This window comes from Micromonospora sp. DT47 (assembly GCF_049844475.1).
Taxonomy (GTDB): Bacteria; Actinomycetota; Actinomycetes; order Mycobacteriales; family Micromonosporaceae; genus Micromonospora.
The window spans coordinates 430,831-451,862 of the sequence record NZ_JBNCLC010000002.1; the positions used below are offsets into that span (position 1 = coordinate 430,831).

Sequence of the window (21,032 nt, forward strand, 5' to 3'; positions counted from 1 at the left end):
CCACTTGTCACCATGAACCGGGGGCCGAAAGTGCAAGATCGCGGGGAGCCGGCGGGTTCAGAGGCGTTCGAAGCCACGGGTTAGTTCCCAGTCGGTTACGGCGGCGTCGAAGGCGGTGAGTTCGACCCTTGCCTGGTTGGCGTAGTGGGCGGTGACCTCGTCGCCGAAGGCGTCTCTCGCCAGGTCGGAGGCTTCCCAGAGGGCGAGGGCGTCGCGCAGGGTGCCGGGGACGCGCCCCGCGCGCCGGTCGTCGTACGCGTTGCCGGTGCACTCCTCGCCCAGCTCCACCAGCTTCCGCTCGATGCCGTGCACCGCGCCCGCCACCAGTGCGGCGATCGCCAGGTACGGGTTGACGTCGGCGCCGGGCACCCGGTTCTCCACCCGCATCCCCTGCCCGTGCCCGACCAGCCGCAAGGCGCAGGTGCGGTTGTCGGTGCCCCAGCGCAGCGCGGTCGGCGCGAACGAGCCGGGCTGGTAGCGCTTGTAGGAGTTGACGTTCGGCGCGAAGAAGAGGCTGAACTCGCGCATCGTGTCGAGCAGCCCGGCGAGCACCCGCTGCCCCGTGACGGAGAGGTGCGCCGGCCCGTCGCCGAGCATGGCGGACCGGCCGTCGGCGTCGCGCAGCGAGAAGTGGATGTGGCAGGAGTTGCCCTCCCGGGCGTTCGGCTTGGCCATGAAGGTGATCGCCATGCCCTCCTGGGCGGCGATCTCCTTCGCCCCGTTCTTGTAGATCACGTGGTGGTCGGCGCAGGCCACCGCCTCGTCGTAGCGGAAGGCGATCTCGTGCTGGCCGAGGTTGCACTCCCCCTTGGCGCTCTCCGGGGTCAGCCCCGCGCCGGCCATCTCGGTGCGGATCCGGCGCAGCAGCGGCTCCACCCGGGCGGTGCCGAGCAGCGAGTAGTCCACGTTGTACTGGTTCGCCGGGGTCAGCTCGCGGTATCCGCGCCGCCACGCCTCCTCGTACGAGTCGCGGAAGAGCACGAACTCCAGCTCGGTGCCCGCGTACGCGGTCAGCCCGTGGGCGGCCAGCCGCTCCAACTGCCGGCGCAGGATCTGCCGGGGCGAGGCGACCACCGGGCCGGAGCCGTCCAGCCAGGCCAGGTCGGCGATGACCAGCGCGCTCCCCGGCTGCCAGGGCACCCGGCGCAGGGTGTCGAAGTCCGGCACCATGGCGAAGTCGCCGTAGCCGCGTTCCCAGCTCGACATCGCGTACCCGTCGACGGTGTTCATGTCGACGTCCACGGCGAGCAGGTAGTTGCAACCCTCGCTGCCGTGGGCGACCACCTGGTCGAGGAAGTAGGGGGCGTGGAACCGCTTGCCCTGCAAGCGGCCCTGCATGTCGACCAGGGCGAGCACCACGGTGTCGATCTCGCGCTCGGCGACGGCGACCCGGAGCTGTTCCAGCGTGAGCGGAGCTTTCCTCATCGGCTCGCCTCCATCACCAAGGTCTACTCGTTGACCTGATCATCGTCAATGCCCCGGTCGACCGGTCCGGCAAACGGGATCGGCTGGTCGGATCCGGCGCCGGGCCGGCGCCGGATCCGCGTCACGGCCGGTCAGGCCGGCTCGTCGGCCGGCGCGCCGTCCGCCGCCGCCCGCGGTGCCGGCACGTCGACGGTACGGCGGGGGCCGGTGAACCACTTCCGCGCCGAGGCGTACCACCAGACGGCCACGCCGAGCAGCACCCCGCCGACCGCGATCGGTGCGTAGTTCACCGCCGACCAGCTGAAGTCGGCGTGGCCGGGCACCCCGGCGGGCACGATCGGCAGCACGAAGTAGACCGAGATGACGGCGATCTCGATCACCGCGATCCAGCCGAGCAGCTTGTACTTCGGGCCGAGCGTCCATGGCCCGGGCTGGAACCGGTCACCCATCCGCAGCCGCAGCGCGATCGGGATGACGAAGGACAGATAGAGCCCGATCACCGCCACCGAGACCACCGCGTAGAAGGCCACCGGGATGCCGGACGGGCTCTCGTAGAGCGCCGGCAGGGTGAGCACCATGCCGGCCACCGTCGCAGCGATGATCGCGTTGACCGGGGTGCCGTTGCGGTCCACCCGGGACCAGAGCCGCCAGCCGGGCACCGCCCGGTCCCGGCTGAACGCGTACGCCATCCGGGACATTGACGTCACGCAGCTCATCCCGCAGAAGAACTGGCCGATGGTGGAGATGATGATGACCGTCTTGAAGAAGAACGGGGTCAGCGCGGACTCGAAAATGGCGCCGGAGAAGCCGTCGGCTTTGTTGATCGCGTCCACGTCGGTGGCGGCGAAGAGGAAGGCCAGCAGCAGGATCCAGCCACCGACCGCCGAATAGAAGATCGACCGCCAGAGGCCGCGGGCGGCGGCCTGCGAGGCGCCCCGGGTCTCCTCGGAGACGTGCGCGCAGGCGTCGAAGCCGGTGATCGTGTACTGGGTGAGCAGGAAGCCCAGCGGCAGCACGTAGAACCAGAAGGTCAGTCCCCCGGTGTCGCCGTCGCCGAAGCCGGAGTTGTTGAACCGCTCGGTGAAGACGAACCGGAAGCTCTGGTGGTCGTCCGGGACGAGCAGCAGGATGGCCACCACGGCGGCCGCGCCGGCCACGTGCCACCAGACCGAGACGTTCTGGAGTACGTCGATGATCCGGTGCCCGAAGATGTTGATCAGCCCATGCAGCGCCAGGATGACCACGAACAGCAGGAACGCCTGGCGCAGCGTCCCCTCCCAGCCGTCGAAGAGCGCCGACAGGGTGAGGTTGAGGAAGGTGGCGCAGCCGTAGTCCACCGAGGCGGTGACCGCGACCAGCCCGATCAGGTTGAGCCAGCCCGTGAACCAGCCGTGCACCGGCCGACCCATCTTCGCCGCCCACCAGTAGATGCCGCCAGCGGTCGGGTACGCCGAGACCAGCTCGGCCAGGCAGAAGCCGATGATCAGGATGAACAGCGAGATCAGCGGCCAGCCCCAGGAGATGGCGACCGGGCCGCCGTTGTTCCAGGCCTGACCGAACGTGGTGAAGCAGCCGGCCAGGATCGAGATGATCGAGAACGAGATGGCGAAGTTGGAGAAGCCGCTCCACTTGCGGTGCAGCTCCTGCTGGTAACCGAGTTCGGCGAGCCGTCGGGCGTCGTCGTCCATCGGTTGCTCGGCGGTCGGCGCGGGCGTCGTGGCCACTGCACACCCCCTGGAGGTGATCTCCGGTACGAGTGCGCCCGAGTCTCGTCCCGTCGATCACAATGGTCAATCCATCGCCTGTGCAGAACTCGCAAATTGCGTTGCCACGCGGGCCGGTCGGGCCGCATCCTTGACCTCGTGACCAGGCCCGATCGCGACGGGCCTCCACCGGGCGCTCGGCAACGCCCGGTCCGCGACGGCGCGGGGTGCCCACCTCTCTCTCACGTACGGCGATCCGCCGTACCCGACGGGCGCCCCGCGCCGCCGCCCCCCGCAGGTGATCCTGCTTGGCGATATGGCGGTGTCGGACCAGCCGGGATGCCGCCACCTCAGCGACGCGGAGTCGATCTCCGGTCCCGACCGGTCAGGTGAGCAGCAGGCCGGCGACCCAGAGAGCGGCGATGGTCAGGCCGGCGAAAAACTCCACCATCATCGACAGTCCGGCCGCCTTGAGCGCCTGCACGGTCGCCGGCCAGGCGAGCTGGTTGCTGCCCAGCCGCAGCCGCTCGGCGCTCCACACCCCGCCGACGAACCCCAGCACCAGCCCCACCACCGGGATGACGAAGAACCCGACCAGCCCCAACGCCCCGCCGGCGAGCAGCGACGACGTCGGCACCCCGGTCCGCTTCAGGTTGCGCCCCGGCCAGGCGTACTTGACCACCGCGCCGCCGGCGGCGACCACGGTGGCCGCGGCGAGCACCGCCCACCGGCCGGGGCCGGCGCCGCCGAAGAGCGCCCAGACCAGCACTCCGCCCCAGCACAGCGGCAGCGCCGGCAGCCCGGGCACCACCACGCCGGCCAGCCCGGCCAGGATGGCGAGCGCGGCCACCACCGACACCGCCGCCTGCGAATCCGTCAGGCCCACGTCGCCCTCCCCCGCCACCGCCGGGCTCCACCGGGGTACGGCCCACTCACGCCGCCGCCTCCCCGCGCAACCGGGCGGTGATCGCCTCCGCCCGGGCCGGCGGACCGAACCAGCGCCCCTGACCGTTGTCGCAGCGCAGCGCCCGCAACCGCTCGGCCTGCGCCCCGGTCTCCACCGCCTCCGCGGTCACCCACAGCTCCAGCGCGTGCGCCAGCCGTACCAGCGCGTCCACGATCCGCTCGTCGCGGTGATCGGCCGGGGCGTCCCGGTCGTCGGCGCGGATCCCCTCCACGAACGGGCCGGCCAGCTTCAGGCAGTGGATCGGCAGCCGGCGCAGGTACGCCAGGTTCGAGTACCCGGTGCCGAAGTCGTCGATGGCCAGCCGTACGCCCAGCCCGGCGAGGCGGTGCAGCGACCGCAGCGGCTCCCCGGCGGTACCCATCACCGCGCTCTCGGTCAGCTCCAGCTGCAACAGCTCGGCGGGCAGACCGGTCCGGGCGAGCACCGCGGCCACGGTGTCCACGATGGCCGGATCGTCGGCCTGCCGGGCGGCCAGGTTGACGCTCACCACCAGCCCCGCGCGCGGGAACTCGCGGTGCCAGCCCTGCGCGTCCCGGCACGCCTGCCCGAGCACCCACTCGCCGAGCCGGACGATCAGGCCGGTCTCCTCGGCCAGCCCGATGAACCGGTCCGGCCCGATCAGGCCCAGCACCGGGTGGCGCCAGCGGACCAGCGCCTCCACGGCCAGCATCGAGCCGTCCAGCAGCGAGACGATCGGCTGGTAGTGGACCACGAACTCGCCCCGGTCCAGGGCGGCCGGCAGGCCGGCGGCGAGCGCGGACCGGGCGATGTCGGCGGCGCTGCGCTCCGGGTCGTACACCGCCCACCGGCCACGGCCCTCGGCCTTGGCCCAGTAGAGGGTGGTGTCGGCGGCCTTCATCAGCTCCGAGACGCTGGTCTCGGCGGTCGGGCACTCGACCACGCCGACGCTGGCGGAGACGGCGAGCTGCTGGTCGCCGACGAGCATCGGGGCGGAGACCGCGGCGAGGGCCAGCTCGGCGACGCCGACGGCGTCGTCGAGCCCCTCCCCGCCGTGCACCAGGATGACGAACTCGTCGCCGCCCATCCGGGCCACCAGGTGACCCTGCCCGGCCACGCAGTCGGCCAACCGGCGGGCGATGGTGACCAGCAGCCGGTCGCCGAGGTCGTGCCCGAAGCTGTCGTTGACCGCCTTGAAGCCGTCCAGGTCGAGGAAGCAGACGCCGATCCGCTGCTCGGGCCCGGCGGTCTCGAAGAGCTGCCCCAACGTCTCGAAGAAGAGCGTCCGGTTGGGCAGGCCGGTGAGCGGGTCGTGCAGCGCCTGGAACCGGAGCCGCTGCTGGAGTTCGTACCGTTCGGTGATGTCCTCGATCATCGCCACGGTGAACCGGGGGCGACCGTCGTCGTGCCGGATCAGCGAGACGGCCAGGTCGGTCCAGACGATGCTGCCGTCCTTGCGGTGGTAGCGCTTCTCCACCCGGGCGCTGTCGTGCTTGCCCTCGATCAGCGCCTGGTAGAACTCCCACATGCCGGCGGCGTCGTCGGCATGGAACAGCGACGCCACGTTGGTCTGCCGCAGCTCCTCGATCGTGAACCCGAGCATGTCGGCGAAGGACTGGTTGACATCGATGATCTGCCCGTCGATGCCGGCGATGCCGATCCCGATGGCCGCGCCGGTGAAGACCGCCCGGAACCGGGCCTCGCTGTCCCGCAGCGCCTGCTCCACCGCGTCCCGGGCCTGCCAGGCCGACCGGGCGATCCGCTCCTGTTGGCTGAACGTCCGGTCCCGCAGGGCGCGGGCGAACCCGGCCGCCAGGGTGCCCTGCAGCGCGGCCACCCGGTCGGCCGCCTCGGGCAGGTCGGCCCGGGCCGGCAGCACCCGGGCCAGGAAGCGGTCACCGAGGGCGTGCGCCGACCAGTCCAGCACCCCGGGCTCGGTCAGGTGCGCCTCGACCAGCGCCCGGCCCACGTCCTCCGCCGGACCGGCGGAGAACTCCTCGGCCAGCACGGCCTGGGCGAGCCGTACGGTGTGCACGAGCAGGAGTCGCTCGGTCTCGTCCGCGCTGAGCGGCACGAAACCGAGTCGGCGCACGGCGTGGGCCCACTCGGCGGCGTACTCGTGGGCCCCCGGGCGGCTGAAGTCGCCCCCGCCGGGATCCGGGACGGCGGACATGTCGGCTCAGCCGGCGGGGTGGTCGTACCGGGCGACGCCGCCGAACGCCCCGAACCGCTCGGGGTGCTCGTCCACGTCGGACGGCGAGTCGGGCCGCCACAGCGGCATGTGCACCACCCCGGGCTCGAGGATCGTCCAGTCCCCGAAGTACCCGGTGATCTCGTCGCGCGAGCGCAGCGTGATCTCGGTGGCGGTACGCGCCGACAGCCGCTGGGCGTCGAGCATCTCCTGCGGCTGGTCCTCGAAGGTGGAGTGCGAGATGACCAGGAAGCTGCCGGGCGCGGCGGCGGCCCGCAGGGCGGCCAGGATGTCGGCCGGCCGGTCGGCGTCCGGGACGAAGTGCACCACCCCGGCGAGCAGGATGCCCATCGGCCGGTCGAAGTCGATCATCCCGCTGGCCCGAGCCTCGTCCACGATCAGCTTCGGCTCCCGCAGGTCGGCCCGGATCGCGGTGGCCTGGTCGTTGCCGGCGAGGAGTTCCCGGCTGTGTGCCACGGCCACCGGGTCGATGTCGACGTAGACGATCCGCGCCTTCGGGTTCGCCGCCTGGGCGACCTCGTGCACGTTGCCGACGGTCGGGATGCCGGAGCCGATGTCGAGGAACTGGTCGATGCCCGCGTCGAGCAGCGCCCGGACGGCGCGGCGCAGGAACTCCCGGCCGGAGCGCATGGTTGCCGCCAGGTTCGGCGTCATGCTGGCGATCTGCTCGGCAAGCTGCCGGTCGATCTCGAAGTTGTGCGCGCCGCCGAGGAAGTAGTCGTAGACCCGGGCCGCGCTCGGTCGGCTCAGGTCGATCTCGGCGGGAGTTCCGTCCGGCATCTGCATGGCTTCGCCCCAGTTCGTCGCTGCGGCGCGGGACGGCAGCGGTGTCCGGGCGCGCGTGAGCACGCGGAGGCACACCGGCCGACCCTGCCGATCGTGTGGTGTTGACCACTCTAGGCCCGCACGCCCGGTTACGGGAGATCCACTTTCCGCTGCTGTCGGACGGCGCGGGGAACCGGTCGGCGCCTGCTCAGGCCGCCGACTCCAGCAGCAGCGAGATGCCCTGCCCCACGCCGACGCACATGGTGGCCAGCGCCCGCCGGCCGCCCCGGCGGCGCAGCTCCAGCGCGGCGGTCAGCGCGAGCCGGGCGCCGCTGGCGCCGAGCGGGTGGCCGAGCGCGATGGCGCCGCCGTTGGGGTTGACGTGTTCGGCGTCCTCCGGCAGGCCCAGTTCGCGGAGCACGGCGATGCCCTGCGCGGCGAACGCCTCGTTCAGCTCGATCACGTCGACGTCGCCGAGCCCGACGCCGAGCCGGTCGAGCAGCTTGCGGGTGGCCGGCACCGGGCCGATGCCCATGATCCGGGGCGGTACGCCGGCCGCGGCGGCGCCGCTGATCCGCGCGAGGGGGGTGAGGCCGTACCGGGCCACCGCGGCCTCGGAGGCGACCAGCAGCGCGACGGCGCCGTCGTTGACGCCGGAGGAGTTGCCGGCGGTCACCGTGCCGCCCGCACGGAACGGGGTGGGCAACGCGGCGAGCTTCTCCAGGGAGGTCTCCCGGGGGTGCTCGTCGACCTCGATCAGCTTCGTCTCCCGCCGCCCGGCCGGCACGGTCACCGGCACGATCTCCTCGGCGAGCCGGCCGTCGGCCTGCGCCTTGGCGGCCCGCTGCTGGGAGCGGAGCGCGAACTCGTCCTGCGCGGCGCGGTCCACGCCGAACTCGGCGGCCACGTTCTCCGCGGTCTCCGGCATCGAGTCGATGCCCCAGCCCTTCTCCATCAGCGGGTTGACCAGCCGCCAGCCGATGGTGGTGTCGTACACGTCGGCGGCGCGGGAGAACGCGGTGGTCGCCTTCGGCATCACGAACGGGGCGCGGCTCATGCTCTCCACCCCGCCGGCGACCATCAGGTCGGCCTCCCCGGCCACGATGGAGCGGGCGGCGGTGGCGAGGGCGTCCAGGCCGCTGCCGCAGAGCCGGTTGACCGTGCTGCCGGAGACCTCCTCGGGCAGGCCGGCGAGCAGCGCCGCCATCCGGGCCACGTTGCGGTTGTCCTCGCCGGCCTGGTTGGCGCAGCCGAGGATGACGTCGTCGGTGCGGGCCCAGTCCACCGAGGGATGGCGGGCGACCAGCTCCCGGATCACGTGGGCGGCGAGGTCGTCGGGGCGTACCCCGGCGAGGGCGCCGGCGTACCGGCCGATCGGGGTGCGGACTCCGGCCACGAGGTATGCCACGGTCATCAGCGCTGTCCTTCGGGGGGTGGGAAGGGGCTCGGGTGGCGGCGTCGCCCGGGTCGCGGGGACGTCCGGCGCCAGGATATCCGCGCGGCGAGCGGTTAGGTTGGGGGCATGGCCCGGGCCCAGTTCAGCGCAGAGACCGCCGGCGGCGGCGAGTTCGTCCGCCAGCCCAACCGATTCACCGGTCGGGTCACTCCGCACTCGACGTCCCCGCCCGGCGGCGGCCCGGACGACCAGGACCGCTGGCCGCTGGCGGCGGGCCGCTACCGGCTGATCTGGTGCCGGGCCTGCCCGTGGGCGCACCGGGCCCGGATCGTCCGGGGGCTGCTCGGCCTGGAGGACGTCATCTCACTCGGCACGGTCGACCCGATCCGGGACGAGCGGGGCTGGCGGTTCGCGCTCGACGCGGACGGCTTCGACCCGGTGCTCGGCATCAGCTTCCTCTCGGAGGCGTACCTGGCCACCGACCAGGACTACATGGGGCGGGTGACCGTGCCGGCGCTGGTGGACACGCTGACCGGGCGGGTGGTCACCAACGACTACCCGCGGCTCACGCTGGACTTCTCCACCGAGTGGCGCCGGTTCCACAAGCCGGACGCGCCGGACCTCTACCCGGTGGAGCTGCGCCCGGAGATGGACGCGCTGATGGCGGAGATCCACCGGGACGTCAACAACGGCGTCTACCGGTGCGGCTTCGCCACCTCGCAGGAGGCGTACGACGAGGCGTACACCGCGCTCTTCGCCCGGCTGGACGTGCTGTCGGAGCGGCTGGCCGGGCGCCGCTACCTGATGGGCGACGCGATCACCGAGGCGGACGTGCGGCTGTTCACCACGCTGGTCCGCTTCGACGTGGCGTACCACGGGCACTTCAAGTGCAACCGGCAGAAGCTCACCGAGATGCCGGTGCTCTGGGCGTACGCCCGGGACCTGTTCCAGACGTCCGGATTCGGGGAGACGGTGGACTTCGACCACATCAAGCGGCACTACTACTACACGCACCGGCAGATCAACCCGAGCGGCATCGTGCCGCTCGGCCCGGACCTGCGCGGCTGGACCTCGCCGCACGGGCGTGCCTGAGACCACCACGACCGCCCGCGCCGCCGCCGCGTCGGCCGCCGCCGGCTGCGTGCTGGCCGGCACGGTCGCGGTGACCGTCGCCGTGGTCGCCGGTCCCGGTCCGGGTCTGACCGGGTACGTCAGCGAGGCCGGCATCGCCGGCAGCGGCTACGCCCCGGCGTACCGGATCGGGGTGTTCGCCCTGGCCGCGGCGCTGCTGCTGCTCGCCACGGCGCTGCCTCCGGCGCTGCGGGCCGCGGCGGCGCTGCTCGGCACGGGCAGCCTGTTCACCCTGCTCTCCGGCGCGGTGACGTGCAGTGCCGGCTGTCCGCTGCCGCCCTTCGAGGCGGCCACGGTGGCGGACCTGGTGCACGGCGGGGCGAGCATCGCGGCGGTTGCGGCGGTGGTCTTCGCGATGCTGGCGCTGGCGTTCCTCCCCGCCGCGGCACCCCGGCTGCGCCTCCTCGCCCGCCTCGGCGTGGCGGTGGCGCTGCCACTGGCCGGGGCGGTGGGCCTGGCGATGCTCGTCGTCGGCCGGGGCGCTCTGGTCGGCATGCTGGAGCGGCTGCTGCTCGCGCTCGCCGCAGCGTGGGGGCTCGCCACCGCCACCCGCCTTGCCCTGGCCGGCCGGCAGCACACCGACGCGACGGTCGACGCCTCGGTACGGGATCGAAGGTGATGAAGGCGCCCCGCCGGTAACGAATCGGCAACAACGGGCCAGTGCCGACCGAGCAAATCCATCGCAGTAAGTTCGAAACGGACAACCCCGGGTGACCGTCGGCGTTCCGCGAAGTCGACGGGAACTGCTTCACTGTGGCCGCTCACCGGACGCGCGACCGCGCATCCGGGTCACACACGGGGGGAGCCACCTTGTGATGCCCAGAAAACGATCTCCGCATCCTCGACGCCTGATCGCATGCACGGCGGCGGCGGGCCTGTTCCTCGGCACCGCCGCGGTCACCCTCTCCTCCGCGCCCGTCACCGCGGCGCCCGCCCCGAAGGGGGAGCCGGCCGCCACCTCCCTCAGCGTGGACCAGGCCATGGTCCAGGCGAAGCGCGGCGGTAAGCCGGTCGAGGCGACGGCCGCCGGCACGTCGACGTCGACGTACACCGCCCGTCCGGACGGCACGGTCGAGCTGACCCAGTCCGCCGTACCGACCCGCACCCGGGTGAACGGTCAGTGGAAGGCACTCGACCCGACGCTGGTCCGGCACGCCGACGGCAGCATCACCGCCGCCGTCACCACCAACCAGGTCCGCCTCTCCGCCGGCGGCACCGGCCCCCTCGCGGAGATGACCAGCGGTGACCGGGCACTGTCGGTCACCGCACCGCTGGCACTGCCGACACCCACCCTGTCCGGGCCGACCGCCACCTACGCCGAAGTCCTGCCCGGCGTCGACCTGACCGTCCGGGTCAACGGTGAAGGCTCCTTCTCCCACGTCTTCGTGGTCAAGAACCGGCAGGCCGCCGGCAACCCGAAACTCGACGCCCTCGACCTGGCCACCACCACCAAGGGCATCACCCTCACCGCCGACACCACCGGCAACATCACCGGCCGCGACCGCGCCGGCCAGGCCGTGCTCACCGCCCCGGCACCGACCATGTGGGACTCCACCGCCACCGCGCAGGCCGGACCGGCCCAGCGGGAGGCGGCGTCCAGCAACGCCGCGCCCGGCCGGGCCGCCCGCACCGCCCCCATCGGGGTGAAGGTCGCCGCCGGCAAACTGCGCCTCACCCCGAACCAGGCCCTGCTCCACGACGCGAAGACGGCCTACCCCGTCTACATCGACCCCACCTTCACCTGGACCCCGGTCGGACCGAAGATGTCCGGCTGGTCGAGCATCTCCTACCAGCACCAGTCCTCCAACTACTGGAAGGACACCCCCGACCCGGCCGGGCGGATGCAGGTCGGCAACTCCGGCGAGCAGCGCTCCAACACGCTGATCAACTTCCCGGTGCCCTACAGCACTCTGGCCGGCGCCGAGATCTACGACGCGATGTTCAAGATCACCAACACCCGGTCGTGGAGCTGCACCGACAAGACCGTCTACATCTACGGCCCCAGCAGCACGCTGTCGTCGTCCAACGCCACCTGGAACTACTGGGAGGGCGTCAGCAAGGGCAGCGCGATCGCGTCGAAGAGCTTCGCATACGGCTACAGCGGCTGCGACGCCAACGCCGTCTCCTTCAACATCACCAACCAGATCGAAGCCGACGTCGCGGCCAAGAAGCCGACCCGCACTCTGTGGATGGTCGCCGCCAACGAGGCCAGCGACCCCCAGAGCTGGAAGGAATTCCTGGAGACCAGCCCCACGCTGACCATCCGCTACAACCACAAACCGAACAAGCCCACCGGCCTGACCACCTCCCCCAAAACCACCTGCGCCGTCGGCACCACCGTCGGTGACGCCGCCGTCTCCCTCTACGCCCCCGTCTCCGACCGCAACGGCGGCACCCTCGGCGTCACCTTCAAAGTCTGGAAGACCAGCGACACCACCCAAACCGCCATCGCCACCTCCGACCCCAACCTGCTCACCTACTCCTCCGGCAGCACCGGCGTCCTCATCGTCGGCGTCGACAAACTCCGCACCGCCGCCGCCGGCGCCATCACCAGCTTCTCCTGGAAAGTCCAAGCCACCGACTTCCGCACCCCCAGCGACTGGTCCGACCCCTGCAAATTCACCTTCGACCCCACCCGACCCGGCCAACCCACCGTCAGCGACCCCACCACCGGCGCCACCATCGGCCAACCCACCACCTTCACCATCACCAAGGGCAACAACATCACCACCCCCAGCGGCTACCTGTACCAACTGAACGCCGGTGCCCCGGTCCAGGTGACCGCGCAAACCGACGGCAGCGCCTCGATCACCCTGTCGCCCACCCGGTTCACCAACACCGTCACCGTCACCAGCCTCTCCGCCGGCGGCAACATCGGTGACAGCGCCAGCAAGACCTTCAATGCCGACCCCGCGGCAACCGCGGTCGACGCGGACCTCACCGGCGATGACGCCGCCGACCTGCTCACCGTGGGTGCGACCAACGGCATGCCGTCGGGACTCTGGCTGGCTCCGGGCACGGGCGGGGGCGGCATCGACACGGTCGCGTCCAACATCGGCGGCAACGGCAACGGCGTGACCGAGGACAACTCACCCGCCGACTTCGACGGCGGCCAGGCGATCACCGGCCGCTTCGGCGGGACCGGCCTCCAGGACGTCCTCGTCTACTACCCCGGCGGGGTCAACCCGGGCGGCGCCGGCATCCTGCGCGCCAACGGCGACGGCTCCATCATCCAGGCCAAGCTCAGCGGCAACCAGCAGAGCATCTTCCGCGACCAGCTCCTCGACCCGAACGGCACCCAGCCGATCCAGCTCGCCAACGCCGGTGACAGCCGCCGCCTCGACTCCCCCTACCCCGACCTCATCGGCACCAGCGGCGACGCCACCACCGGGTACTACCTCACCTACTACCCGAACGTCGGCATGACCGGCGGCTACATCGGCACCTTCTACACCACCGCCCTCACCCCGACCGGCGGCACCGACTGGAACAACTGGACCATCACCACCGCCCAGCTGACCGGCGGCACCGCCATGTTCCTGTGGAACCGCACCACCGGCGCCCTGCACCTGTGGACCGACCTCACCGTCAACCCCGACACCGGCCAACTCACCTACACCGCCTACGCCCTGCCCACCTGGAACACCGGCGCCAACCTCACCCTGCGCGCCGCCGACATCAACACCGACGGCACCCCCGACCTGTGGGCCGTGGGCACGGCGGCGGCCAGCACGGCCTGGTACGTCACCAACCTCACCGGTGGCACGGGCTCGATCACCGCCCAGCCCGCGCAGACGGTCGTCACCGCTAACCACGCGTGGTACCTCAACGACCTGACGGACACGTCGACGACCGCGCATGACGCCGTGGGAACGCTGCACGCCACCCCCACCGGGACGGTCTCCCCGAACACCGGGGATCTCTTCGACCCCGATATCGAGATGAGCGGCACCGGGAGCATGGCCACGGCAGGCCAGGCCGTGAACACTCAGGCCGCCTTCTCCGTCTCGGTCTGGGTGAAGCCCACCGCCACCGGCGGCACGGTCGTGTCGCAGGACGGCACCAACACCGCCGGATTCCGGGTCTGGGCCGAGGCGAGCGACAGCTCGTGGCGATTCGCCATGTCGCGCAGTGATGTCGCCAGCCCCGTCTGGGACACGGCCAGCGCCGGAGCCAACAGCGTCCGGCTCGGCGTGTGGACCCGGCTGACCGCCGTCTTCAGCCCCGGCGGTGGCAACCTGAGCACGATGTTCCTGTACGTGAACGAGCGCAGCGCGGGATCCGCGTCGCACACCACGACCTGGAACGCGACCGGCGCCCTGCGCATGGGCGGTCAGAAGACCGGCACCAGCACCATCGGTAACTACCTCAAGGCTCAGCTCTCCCTGACCCAGACGTGGGACCGGGTCATCCTCAAGCCCGCGCACGCCCCCCACGACTTCAACGGGGACGGACGGGCGGACGTGGTCAGGACGGACTCTTCCGGGGGTCTCTGGCTGCACCCCAACACCGGCAACGGCGGCATGTCCACCTTTGGCACCGCGGTGAAGATCGGCACCGGCTGGTCGACGTGGCGGTGGGACGTCCAGGACTGGACCCAGGACGGCCTGGCGGACATGGTGGGCGTCGACAGCAGCGGCGCGCTCTGGGTGTACCCCAACGTCAGCGGCGCGCCGAGTTACGCTCAGCGGCAGCAGATCGGTGTGCAGTGGGGCGACTACACCCACGCCACCGGGCACGCCGACGGAGACACCCGACCGGACCACTTCGGCATCAAGAAATCGACCGGGCAGCTCTTCTACTACCCCGACGGCTGCTGCAAGGTCCTCGTCGGAAGCGGCGGATGGAGTAACTTCCGGATCTTCCCGGCCGACTTCAATGGCGACGGGCTCGACGACGTCATGGGGATCGACAGCGCGGGCGACTTCTGGCTCTACCCGAACACGGGTCAGTCGGGGTTGGCAATGCTCGGTACCCGTAAGCAGATCGGCACCGGTTGGAGCTCCTACCGGGTGATGGTGACGGATCTGAACGGGGATGGACGTCCCGACGTCGTGGCCGCCGACTCGAGCGGCAACGTCTGGCTGTACGCCAACAACGGCAGCCTCGGATTCAACAACCGGGTCCAGGTCGCCAGCGGCTGGACCACGACCGCCGCGGCGGCGATCGGTTAGCAGTGGTGGCGGCCGTCCGGTCCGGAGCTACGACTCCGGCACCGGGCGGCCGGCGCACCATGTAAGGAGCCTCACGCCGATCGGTCCTTCCACCTGCATGCCGGCTGGAAGTAGCCTCGGCAGGTGATGACCAACGTCTGGCACCTCACCGTGCGCCTGTACGTCGACCTCCGACTGCAGGCCAGCGGCGTCTGTCCGGCGCAGCCTCGTTCCTGACGCTGCCCCGTACCCACCAGACCTTGGACACATCCTCATGGCTTCCGCCCTGCGCAAGATCCCCTTTTCCGTACAGATCCTCCTCGGCCTCGTACTCGGTGTGGCGCTCGGCTTCCTGGCCCGCGCCAACGACCTGAGCTGGCTGACCAGCACCCTCGACACCGTCGGCGGCCTCTTCGTCCAGCTGCTCAAGCTGGCCGTCCCGCCGCTGGTCTTCACCGCCATCGTGGTCAGCGTGGTCAGCCTGCGCGGCGTGGCCAACGCCGCCCGGCTGGCGCTGAAGACGCTGCTCTGGTTCGGCATCACCGCGCTGATCGCGGTGAGCATCGGCATCGGCCTCGGCCTGCTCACCGATCCGGGTCGCGGCGTCTCGCTCGACACCGCCGCGGCGAGCGCGCCGAAGAAGGCCGGCTCGTGGACCGACTTCCTCACCGGCATCGTGCCGACCAACCCGGTCGGCGCGTTCGTCGAGGGCAGCGTGCTCCAGATCGTCTTCCTCGCCCTGGTGGTCGGCGCCGCCGCGCTGCTCGTCGGCCAGGCCGCCGAGCCGTTCGTCGAGTTCAACCGCTCGGTGCTGAGCATCGTGCAGAAGGCGCTCTGGTGGGTGATCCGGCTCGCCCCGATCGGCACCCTCGGCCTGATCGGCAACGCCGTCGCCTCCTACGGCTGGGACCTGCTCGCCCCGCTCGCCAAGTTCACCACCGCCGTCTACGTCGGCTGCGCGATCGTGCTGTTCGTGGTCTACCCGCTGCTGCTGGTGGCCGCCGGCCGGCTCAACCCGCTGCGCTTCTTCGCCGGTGCCTGGCCGGCCATCGAACTGGCCTTCGTGTCCCGTTCCTCGGTGGGCACCATGCCGGTGACCCAGCGCTCGGTCGAGCGGCTCGGCGTTCCCCGCGAGTACGCCTCCTTCGCGGTGCCCTTCGGCGCCACCACGAAGATGGACGGCTGCGCGGCGATCTACCCGGCCCTGGCGGCGATCTTCGTGGCGCAGGTCTTCGGGGTGGACCTGGGAGTCACCGACTACCTGCTGATCGCCTTCGTCTCGGTGGTCGGCTCGGCCGCCACCGCCGGCCTGACCGGCGCGATCGTGATGCTCACCCTGACCCTGAGCACGCTGGGCCTGCCGCTGGCCGGCGTGGGCCTGCTGCTGGCGATCGACCCGATCCTGGACATGATCCGCACCGCCACCAACGTGGCCGGGCAGGCCCTGGTGCCGACCATCGTCGCCGCCCGCGAGGGCACCCTGGACCGGGCCGCGTACGACCAGGCCGGCCGGCGCGAGCTGGTCGACGCCGAGGAGACCGAGCGGCCGGCCCGCTCTGACGAGCTGGCTCCCGTCCCCGCCTGACAACGCCGCTGAAGAAGGAGGGCCCCTGACCGGGCCCTCCTTCTTCGCCGAAGGAGGATCACCCCATGAGTGCCCTGTTCACTCCGCTGGCCCTGCGCGCGGTCACCCTGCCCAACCGGGTCGCCATGGCGCCGATGTGCCAGTACAGCGCCGGCCCGGACGGGCTGCCCACCGACTGGCACCGCGTCCACCTCGGCTCGCGCGCCGTCGGCGGCGCCGGCCTGATCGTCACCGAGGCCACCGCGGTGGTCCCCGAGGGGCGGATCAGCCCGCAGGACACCGGGCTCTGGTCCGGCGCGCACGTGGACGCCTGGCGGCCGGTCACCGGCTTCATCGCCGCCCAGGGCGCGGTGCCGGCCGTGCAGCTGGCGCACGCCGGGTTCAAGGCGTCCACCTACCGGCCGTGGGCGCCGCGGCGGGGCGGCGTACCGGACACCGAGGGGGGCTGGACCCCGGTCGGCCCGGGCGCCGAGCCGTTCGTCCCCGACTACCGGGAGCCGACGGCGCTGGACGAAGCCGGGATCGCCGGGGTGGTGTCCGCGTTCGCCACCGCCGCCGGCCGGGCGATCGATGCCGGCTTCACCGCGGTGGAGATCCACGCCGCGCACGGCTACCTGCTGCACGAGTTCCTCTCCCCGCTGACCAACCACCGGACCGACGGGTACGGCGGCGACCGGGACGCCCGGATGCGGCTGGCCCTGGAGGTGGCCCGGGCGGTCCGCGCGGCGGTCGGCGAGGACGTGCCGGTGCTGACCCGGATCTCGGCGACCGACTGGGTCGAGGGCGGCTGGACCGTCGAGGACAGCGTGGTGCTCGCCGCGGAGCTGGCCGCCGCCGGGGTGGACCTGGTGGACGCCTCCTCCGGTGGCGCGTCGGCCGGGGCGGCCATCCCGGTCGGCCCCGGCTACCAGGTGCCCCTCGCCGCCCGGATCCGGCGCGACGCCGGGGTGCTCACCGGCGCGGTCGGCCTGATCGTCGAGCCGGAGCAGGCCGAGGAGATCGTCGCCGGCGGCGAGGCGGACCTGGTGCTGCTCGGCCGCGAACTGCTGCGCGACCCGTACTGGCCGCGCTGCGCCGCCGCCAAGCTCGGCGCCGAACCCGACTGGCCCGCCCAGTACCTCCGCGCCTTCTGACCCGACCCCCGGCCTCACGCCGGGCACGGCCCCGACCCTGGGGCCGGGGCGGGCTCAGCCGGCCAGGTGGCCCCAGCGGTCCTCCAGGTCGCGCCAGGGACCCTGCGCCGCCACCGCGCCGTCGCGGAGCACCACCACGTGGTCAGCCCGGACCAGCGCCGCCCGCTTCGACGTCGAGCCGACCACGGTCACCCCGTGCTCGCGCAGCGCCGCCCAGAGCGCCAGCTCGGTGGTGACGTCCAGCGCCGAGGAGACGTCGTCGGCGACCAGCAGCTCGGTACGCGGGGCGAGCGCCCGGGCCAGCGCCAGCCGCTGCAGCTGGCCGCCGGAGAGCCGGGTCCCCTTGTGCCCGATCAGCAGGCCGAGCCCGCCCCCGGCGGTGGCCAGGTCGTGCTCCAGCTGGGCGGTCGCCACCGCCCCGACGGCGTCCACGTCGTGCCCGAGGGCGATGTTGTCCACCACCGTGCCGGAGAGCACCCGGGGCAGCTGCCCGACGTACCCGACCTGCTGCGGGCGGAGGAAGAGCTCCGGCTCGGTGACCCGTTCGCCGTTCCAGAGCAGCGCACCGGTGTGGTGCACGATCCCGGCCAGGGCGCGCAGCAGCGACGACTTGCCGGAACCGACCGGCCCGACCACCAGCACCAGCTGACCGCGCTCGACGGTCAGGTCGACGTCCCGGACGGCGAGCGTACCGTCGGTGTGCAGCGCCCCGAAGCCGGCCAGCTCCAGCCGGCGCAGCGGGTGCCGGGCCGGCGGCTCCGGCGCGGGCGCGGCGCCGGCAGCCAGGTCCACTCCCGGCACCGCCGCCGAGTACGCCCCCACCCCGGACATCGCGACCGTGCGCCGGGTCCAGACCCGCGCCGACGGGTAGTGGGAGACCAGCGACGCCGTCGTCCAGGCGAACCATCGTGCGGCGCCGAGGGTGGAGACCGCCACCAGCGTGGCGCCCGCGGAGAGCCCGCCGGTCAGGTAGAGCGCCCAGGCCCCGATCGGCAGCAGCCCGCTGACCACCGACGGGGTGGAGCGCGCCCAGACCTGCATCGAGATCTCCCGGCGCTGCCGGTCGCTGCGCACGATGTCCAGCCCGGACAGGTGGTCGAGCACCGGGCGGGTGGCGCCGGCGAGCTTCACCGTCCGGGCCGCGGAGAGCGAGGAGACCAGCGCGGTGGCGAAGGCCGCCCGGGCCTTGACCGTGCCCCGGGCGGAGCGTTCCAGCCGAGGGCCGAAGAGCGTCGCGGCCAGCCCGGACACCACCATCGTGCCGACGAAGAACAGCCCCGGCACGAGGCTGCCGGTCACCACGGTCATGCTCACCAGGAGCACCAGCGCGATGAGCTGGTCCACCAGGTTGTCGGCGAGCTGCACCACCCGTTCGGTGTCGCCGCCCTGGGCCACCACTTCGGCCGGGGTGTGCCCGCTGACCCGGCGCGGGCCGGTCTGTCCGTGCACCAGGCGCAGGCTGATCCGCAGCATCTGGCGGATCCACCACTGCGGGAACCAGAGGTTGGTGTAGAAGGGCAGCGGCAGGACGACCAGCAGCGCGGCGACGATGCCGAGCGCCGGCAGCCAGGGGCTGCCACCATCGACCACGTCCGCCCAGAGCCAGGGCAGCACCGCGCCGTCCAGGCCGAGCAGCAACATGACGACGAACATGGCGACCGAGACCAGGCCGTACCGCGGGTCGTTCAGGGCCAGGCGCAGGATCTCCCGCATGGTCCGCGCGGGCGGCGCCGGGGGCAGCGGCGGCGGGTCTGTCTTCGGTACGACCACCGCCCGCTCGGCCTCCGCCGGCGCGGCCGCCTCCTCCGGGCCGGTGTCCCATTCCCCGCCCGGCGCGGGCAGCAGGTCCACCCCGCCCCGTCCCGCGCCCGCCGGGGCGTACGCGGTGGCACGGCTGGTGGCCAGCAGCTCGGCGAAGCGTTCCGACTCACGCAGCGGTCCGGCCTCCAGCACCGCGCCGTCGGCCATCACCACCACCTCGTCGCAGCGGCGCACCGAGCTGAGGCGGTGCGCGATGACGATGCCGATCCGGTCGGTCAGCAGCCGTTCGGTGGCCTGGCGTACCCGGTTCTCGGTGACCGGGTCGAGCCGTGCGGTGGCCTCGTCGAGGATCACCACGTGCGGGTCGCGGACCAGGATCCGGGCGAACGCGACCAGCTGTTCCTGGCCGGCGGAGAGCACGTGCCCGCCCTCGCCCAGCCGGGTCCGGACGCCGTCGGGCAGCTCGGCGATCCAGCCGGCCAGTCCCAGCTCCTCCAGCGCCCGGGTGGCGTCGTCGAGCAGCTCGGGATCGAAGAGCGCGACGTTCTCGGCGAGCGTGCCGGCGAGGATCTCGGTGCGCTGGGGCACCACGGCCACCCACTGGCGCAGCCGCTCGACGTCGAGGTCGACCAGGTCGGTGTCGCCGAGGTAGACGGTGCCGCGCGGCACCTCCACCGCCCGGGTGAGCACCTTGGTCAGCGTCGACTTGCCCGACCCGGTCCGCCCGACCAGGGCGTACGACCGGCCGCGGGCGAAGGCGAGCCGGACGTCGCGCAGCGCGGGACCCCGCTCGGCGTCCCCGGTGGACGGGTAGCGAAAGGTCAGCCCGCGTACGGTCAGGTCGCCCTCGGCCGGGGCGGCCCCGCCGGCGGGTTCCTGTCGGGCGTCCTGGAGCAGCTGCACCCGGGCCCACGCGCCGAGCGCGTACTGCAGGTGCGGCACCCAGCGCGCGATGTGCTCGACGGTCGCCCCGAACCCGATGGCGAGCAGCCAGATGGCGGTCAGCCGGGCGCCGTCGACCCGGCCGGTGGCCAGCGCCCACGCCCCGCCGAGCACCACGGCGGCGACGCCGGCCCGGATGCCGCCGGCGGCGATGGTGGTGACCCGGGCCGACATGAGGAACACCCGGCGGCCCCGGGCGAGCACCTCGGCCGCGCGCCGGGCGTAGAGCCGCAGCACGTACGGCCGGGCCAGGCTGGTCCGGACGTCGTCCTGGCCGTGCACGGCCTCTTCCATCACCGCGGCGAGGTCCGACCAGGCCTCCTCCTCGGCCATCCGGGCCGGGCCGATGCGCGCGGTGGGGCGGCGCAGCACCACGCCGAGCAGGGCGGTCAGCAGGGCCATGCCGACGCCGGCCGGCCACCAGACGAACAGGGCGCTGACCGTGGAGAGCAGGCACACGGCCAGCCCCTGGACGAGCCGTACGCCGGTGTTCCGCATCTCGGCGGCGACCTGGTAGACGTCGTTGTCGATCCGGTCGAGCAGCTCGCCGACCGGGGTGGTCTCCAGGGTGGGCAGGTCCTGCCCGAGCGCCACGCGGCAGAGCCGGCGGCGCACGTCGGCGGACCAGTCGGCGGTCAGGCCGGCCATCAGCAGCCCGATGATGAGGTCGCTGACGACGGCGGCGACCAGCGCCACGACCAGCCCCACGAACCAGCCGGCCGACCGCTGCACCAGGACGGGACCGGCGAGGGCCGAGGCGGCCGCCTGGCCGGCGGCGGCGAGGATGACCAGGAGGGCCACGACCGTCATGCGGCGTGGCGCGGTGGCCCAGAGATCGCGGAGCAGGCGCATGGGACGGTCCCTCCGGACTCGGGTGGGTGGGGGCGGTCTCCCCAGCCTG

Annotated in this window: 12 protein-coding genes; 5 read left to right on the plus strand and 7 right to left on the minus strand. The window is 72.6% G+C overall.

Annotated features, from left to right (window positions below; all coding sequences use genetic code 11):
- Positions 1–57: 57 nt before the first annotated feature.
- The 6 genes from ACLQ2U_RS04615 to pcaF all read right to left on the minus strand — a co-directional run bounded on the left by ACLQ2U_RS04615 (position 58) and on the right by pcaF (position 8,444).
- Positions 58–1,425, minus strand: a complete 1,368-nt coding sequence (locus ACLQ2U_RS04615) for a glutamine synthetase family protein (RefSeq protein ID WP_425749257.1) — start codon at positions 1,423–1,425, stop codon at positions 58–60.
- Positions 1,426–1,556: 131 nt separating this feature from the next.
- Positions 1,557–3,149 (minus strand): amino acid permease, encoded by a 1,593-nt coding sequence (locus tag ACLQ2U_RS04620; RefSeq protein WP_425749258.1) that lies wholly within the window; start codon positions 3,147–3,149, stop codon positions 1,557–1,559.
- A 364-nt stretch (positions 3,150–3,513) separates the two neighbouring features.
- Positions 3,514–4,014, minus strand: a complete 501-nt coding sequence (locus ACLQ2U_RS04625) for a DUF456 domain-containing protein (protein WP_425749259.1) — start codon at positions 4,012–4,014, stop codon at positions 3,514–3,516.
- A gap of 46 nt (positions 4,015–4,060) precedes the next feature.
- Positions 4,061–6,226: a putative bifunctional diguanylate cyclase/phosphodiesterase gene (locus ACLQ2U_RS04630; RefSeq protein WP_425749260.1), complete on the minus strand. Its 2,166-nt coding sequence runs from the start codon at positions 6,224–6,226 to the stop codon at positions 4,061–4,063.
- A 6-nt stretch (positions 6,227–6,232) separates the two neighbouring features.
- Complete coding sequence (locus tag ACLQ2U_RS04635; protein ID WP_425749261.1) at positions 6,233–7,051, minus strand: SAM-dependent methyltransferase; 819 nt, start codon at positions 7,049–7,051, stop codon at positions 6,233–6,235.
- A gap of 187 nt (positions 7,052–7,238) precedes the next feature.
- On the minus strand, positions 7,239–8,444 hold the full coding sequence (pcaF, locus tag ACLQ2U_RS04640; RefSeq protein WP_425749262.1) for a 3-oxoadipyl-CoA thiolase: 1,206 nt from the start codon (positions 8,442–8,444) through the stop codon (positions 7,239–7,241).
- Between the two features lie 108 nt (positions 8,445–8,552).
- Here pcaF and ACLQ2U_RS04645 point away from each other — a divergent pair, with 108 nt between their 5' ends.
- The 5 genes from ACLQ2U_RS04645 to ACLQ2U_RS04665 all read left to right on the plus strand — a co-directional run bounded on the left by ACLQ2U_RS04645 (position 8,553) and on the right by ACLQ2U_RS04665 (position 17,428).
- Entirely contained in the window at positions 8,553–9,518 is a 966-nt protein-coding gene (locus tag ACLQ2U_RS04645) for a glutathione S-transferase family protein (RefSeq protein ID WP_425749263.1), read from the plus strand.
- The gene (locus ACLQ2U_RS04650; RefSeq protein ID WP_425749264.1) at positions 9,511–10,176 is read left to right on the plus strand and encodes a DUF998 domain-containing protein; all 666 of its coding nucleotides are present in this window, start codon (positions 9,511–9,513) and stop codon (positions 10,174–10,176) included. Before ACLQ2U_RS04645 ends, ACLQ2U_RS04650 begins: the two co-directional genes overlap by 8 nt.
- A gap of 196 nt (positions 10,177–10,372) precedes the next feature.
- Positions 10,373–14,731, plus strand: coding sequence for an FG-GAP-like repeat-containing protein (locus ACLQ2U_RS04655; protein ID WP_425749265.1), 4,359 nt, complete (start codon positions 10,373–10,375; stop codon positions 14,729–14,731).
- A 265-nt stretch (positions 14,732–14,996) separates the two neighbouring features.
- The gene (locus ACLQ2U_RS04660) at positions 14,997–16,295 is read left to right on the plus strand and encodes a dicarboxylate/amino acid:cation symporter (protein ID WP_425749343.1); all 1,299 of its coding nucleotides are present in this window, start codon (positions 14,997–14,999) and stop codon (positions 16,293–16,295) included.
- A 65-nt stretch (positions 16,296–16,360) separates the two neighbouring features.
- Positions 16,361–17,428 (plus strand): NADH:flavin oxidoreductase/NADH oxidase, encoded by a 1,068-nt coding sequence (locus ACLQ2U_RS04665; protein WP_425749266.1) that lies wholly within the window; start codon positions 16,361–16,363, stop codon positions 17,426–17,428.
- A 54-nt stretch (positions 17,429–17,482) separates the two neighbouring features.
- On the opposite strand, the gene ACLQ2U_RS04670 is transcribed toward ACLQ2U_RS04665, so the two are convergent.
- A complete protein-coding gene (locus ACLQ2U_RS04670; RefSeq protein ID WP_425749267.1) occupies positions 17,483–20,983 on the minus strand; it encodes an ATP-binding cassette domain-containing protein in 3,501 nt (1,166 codons plus the stop codon).
- Between the last annotated feature and the right edge of the window lie 49 nt (positions 20,984–21,032).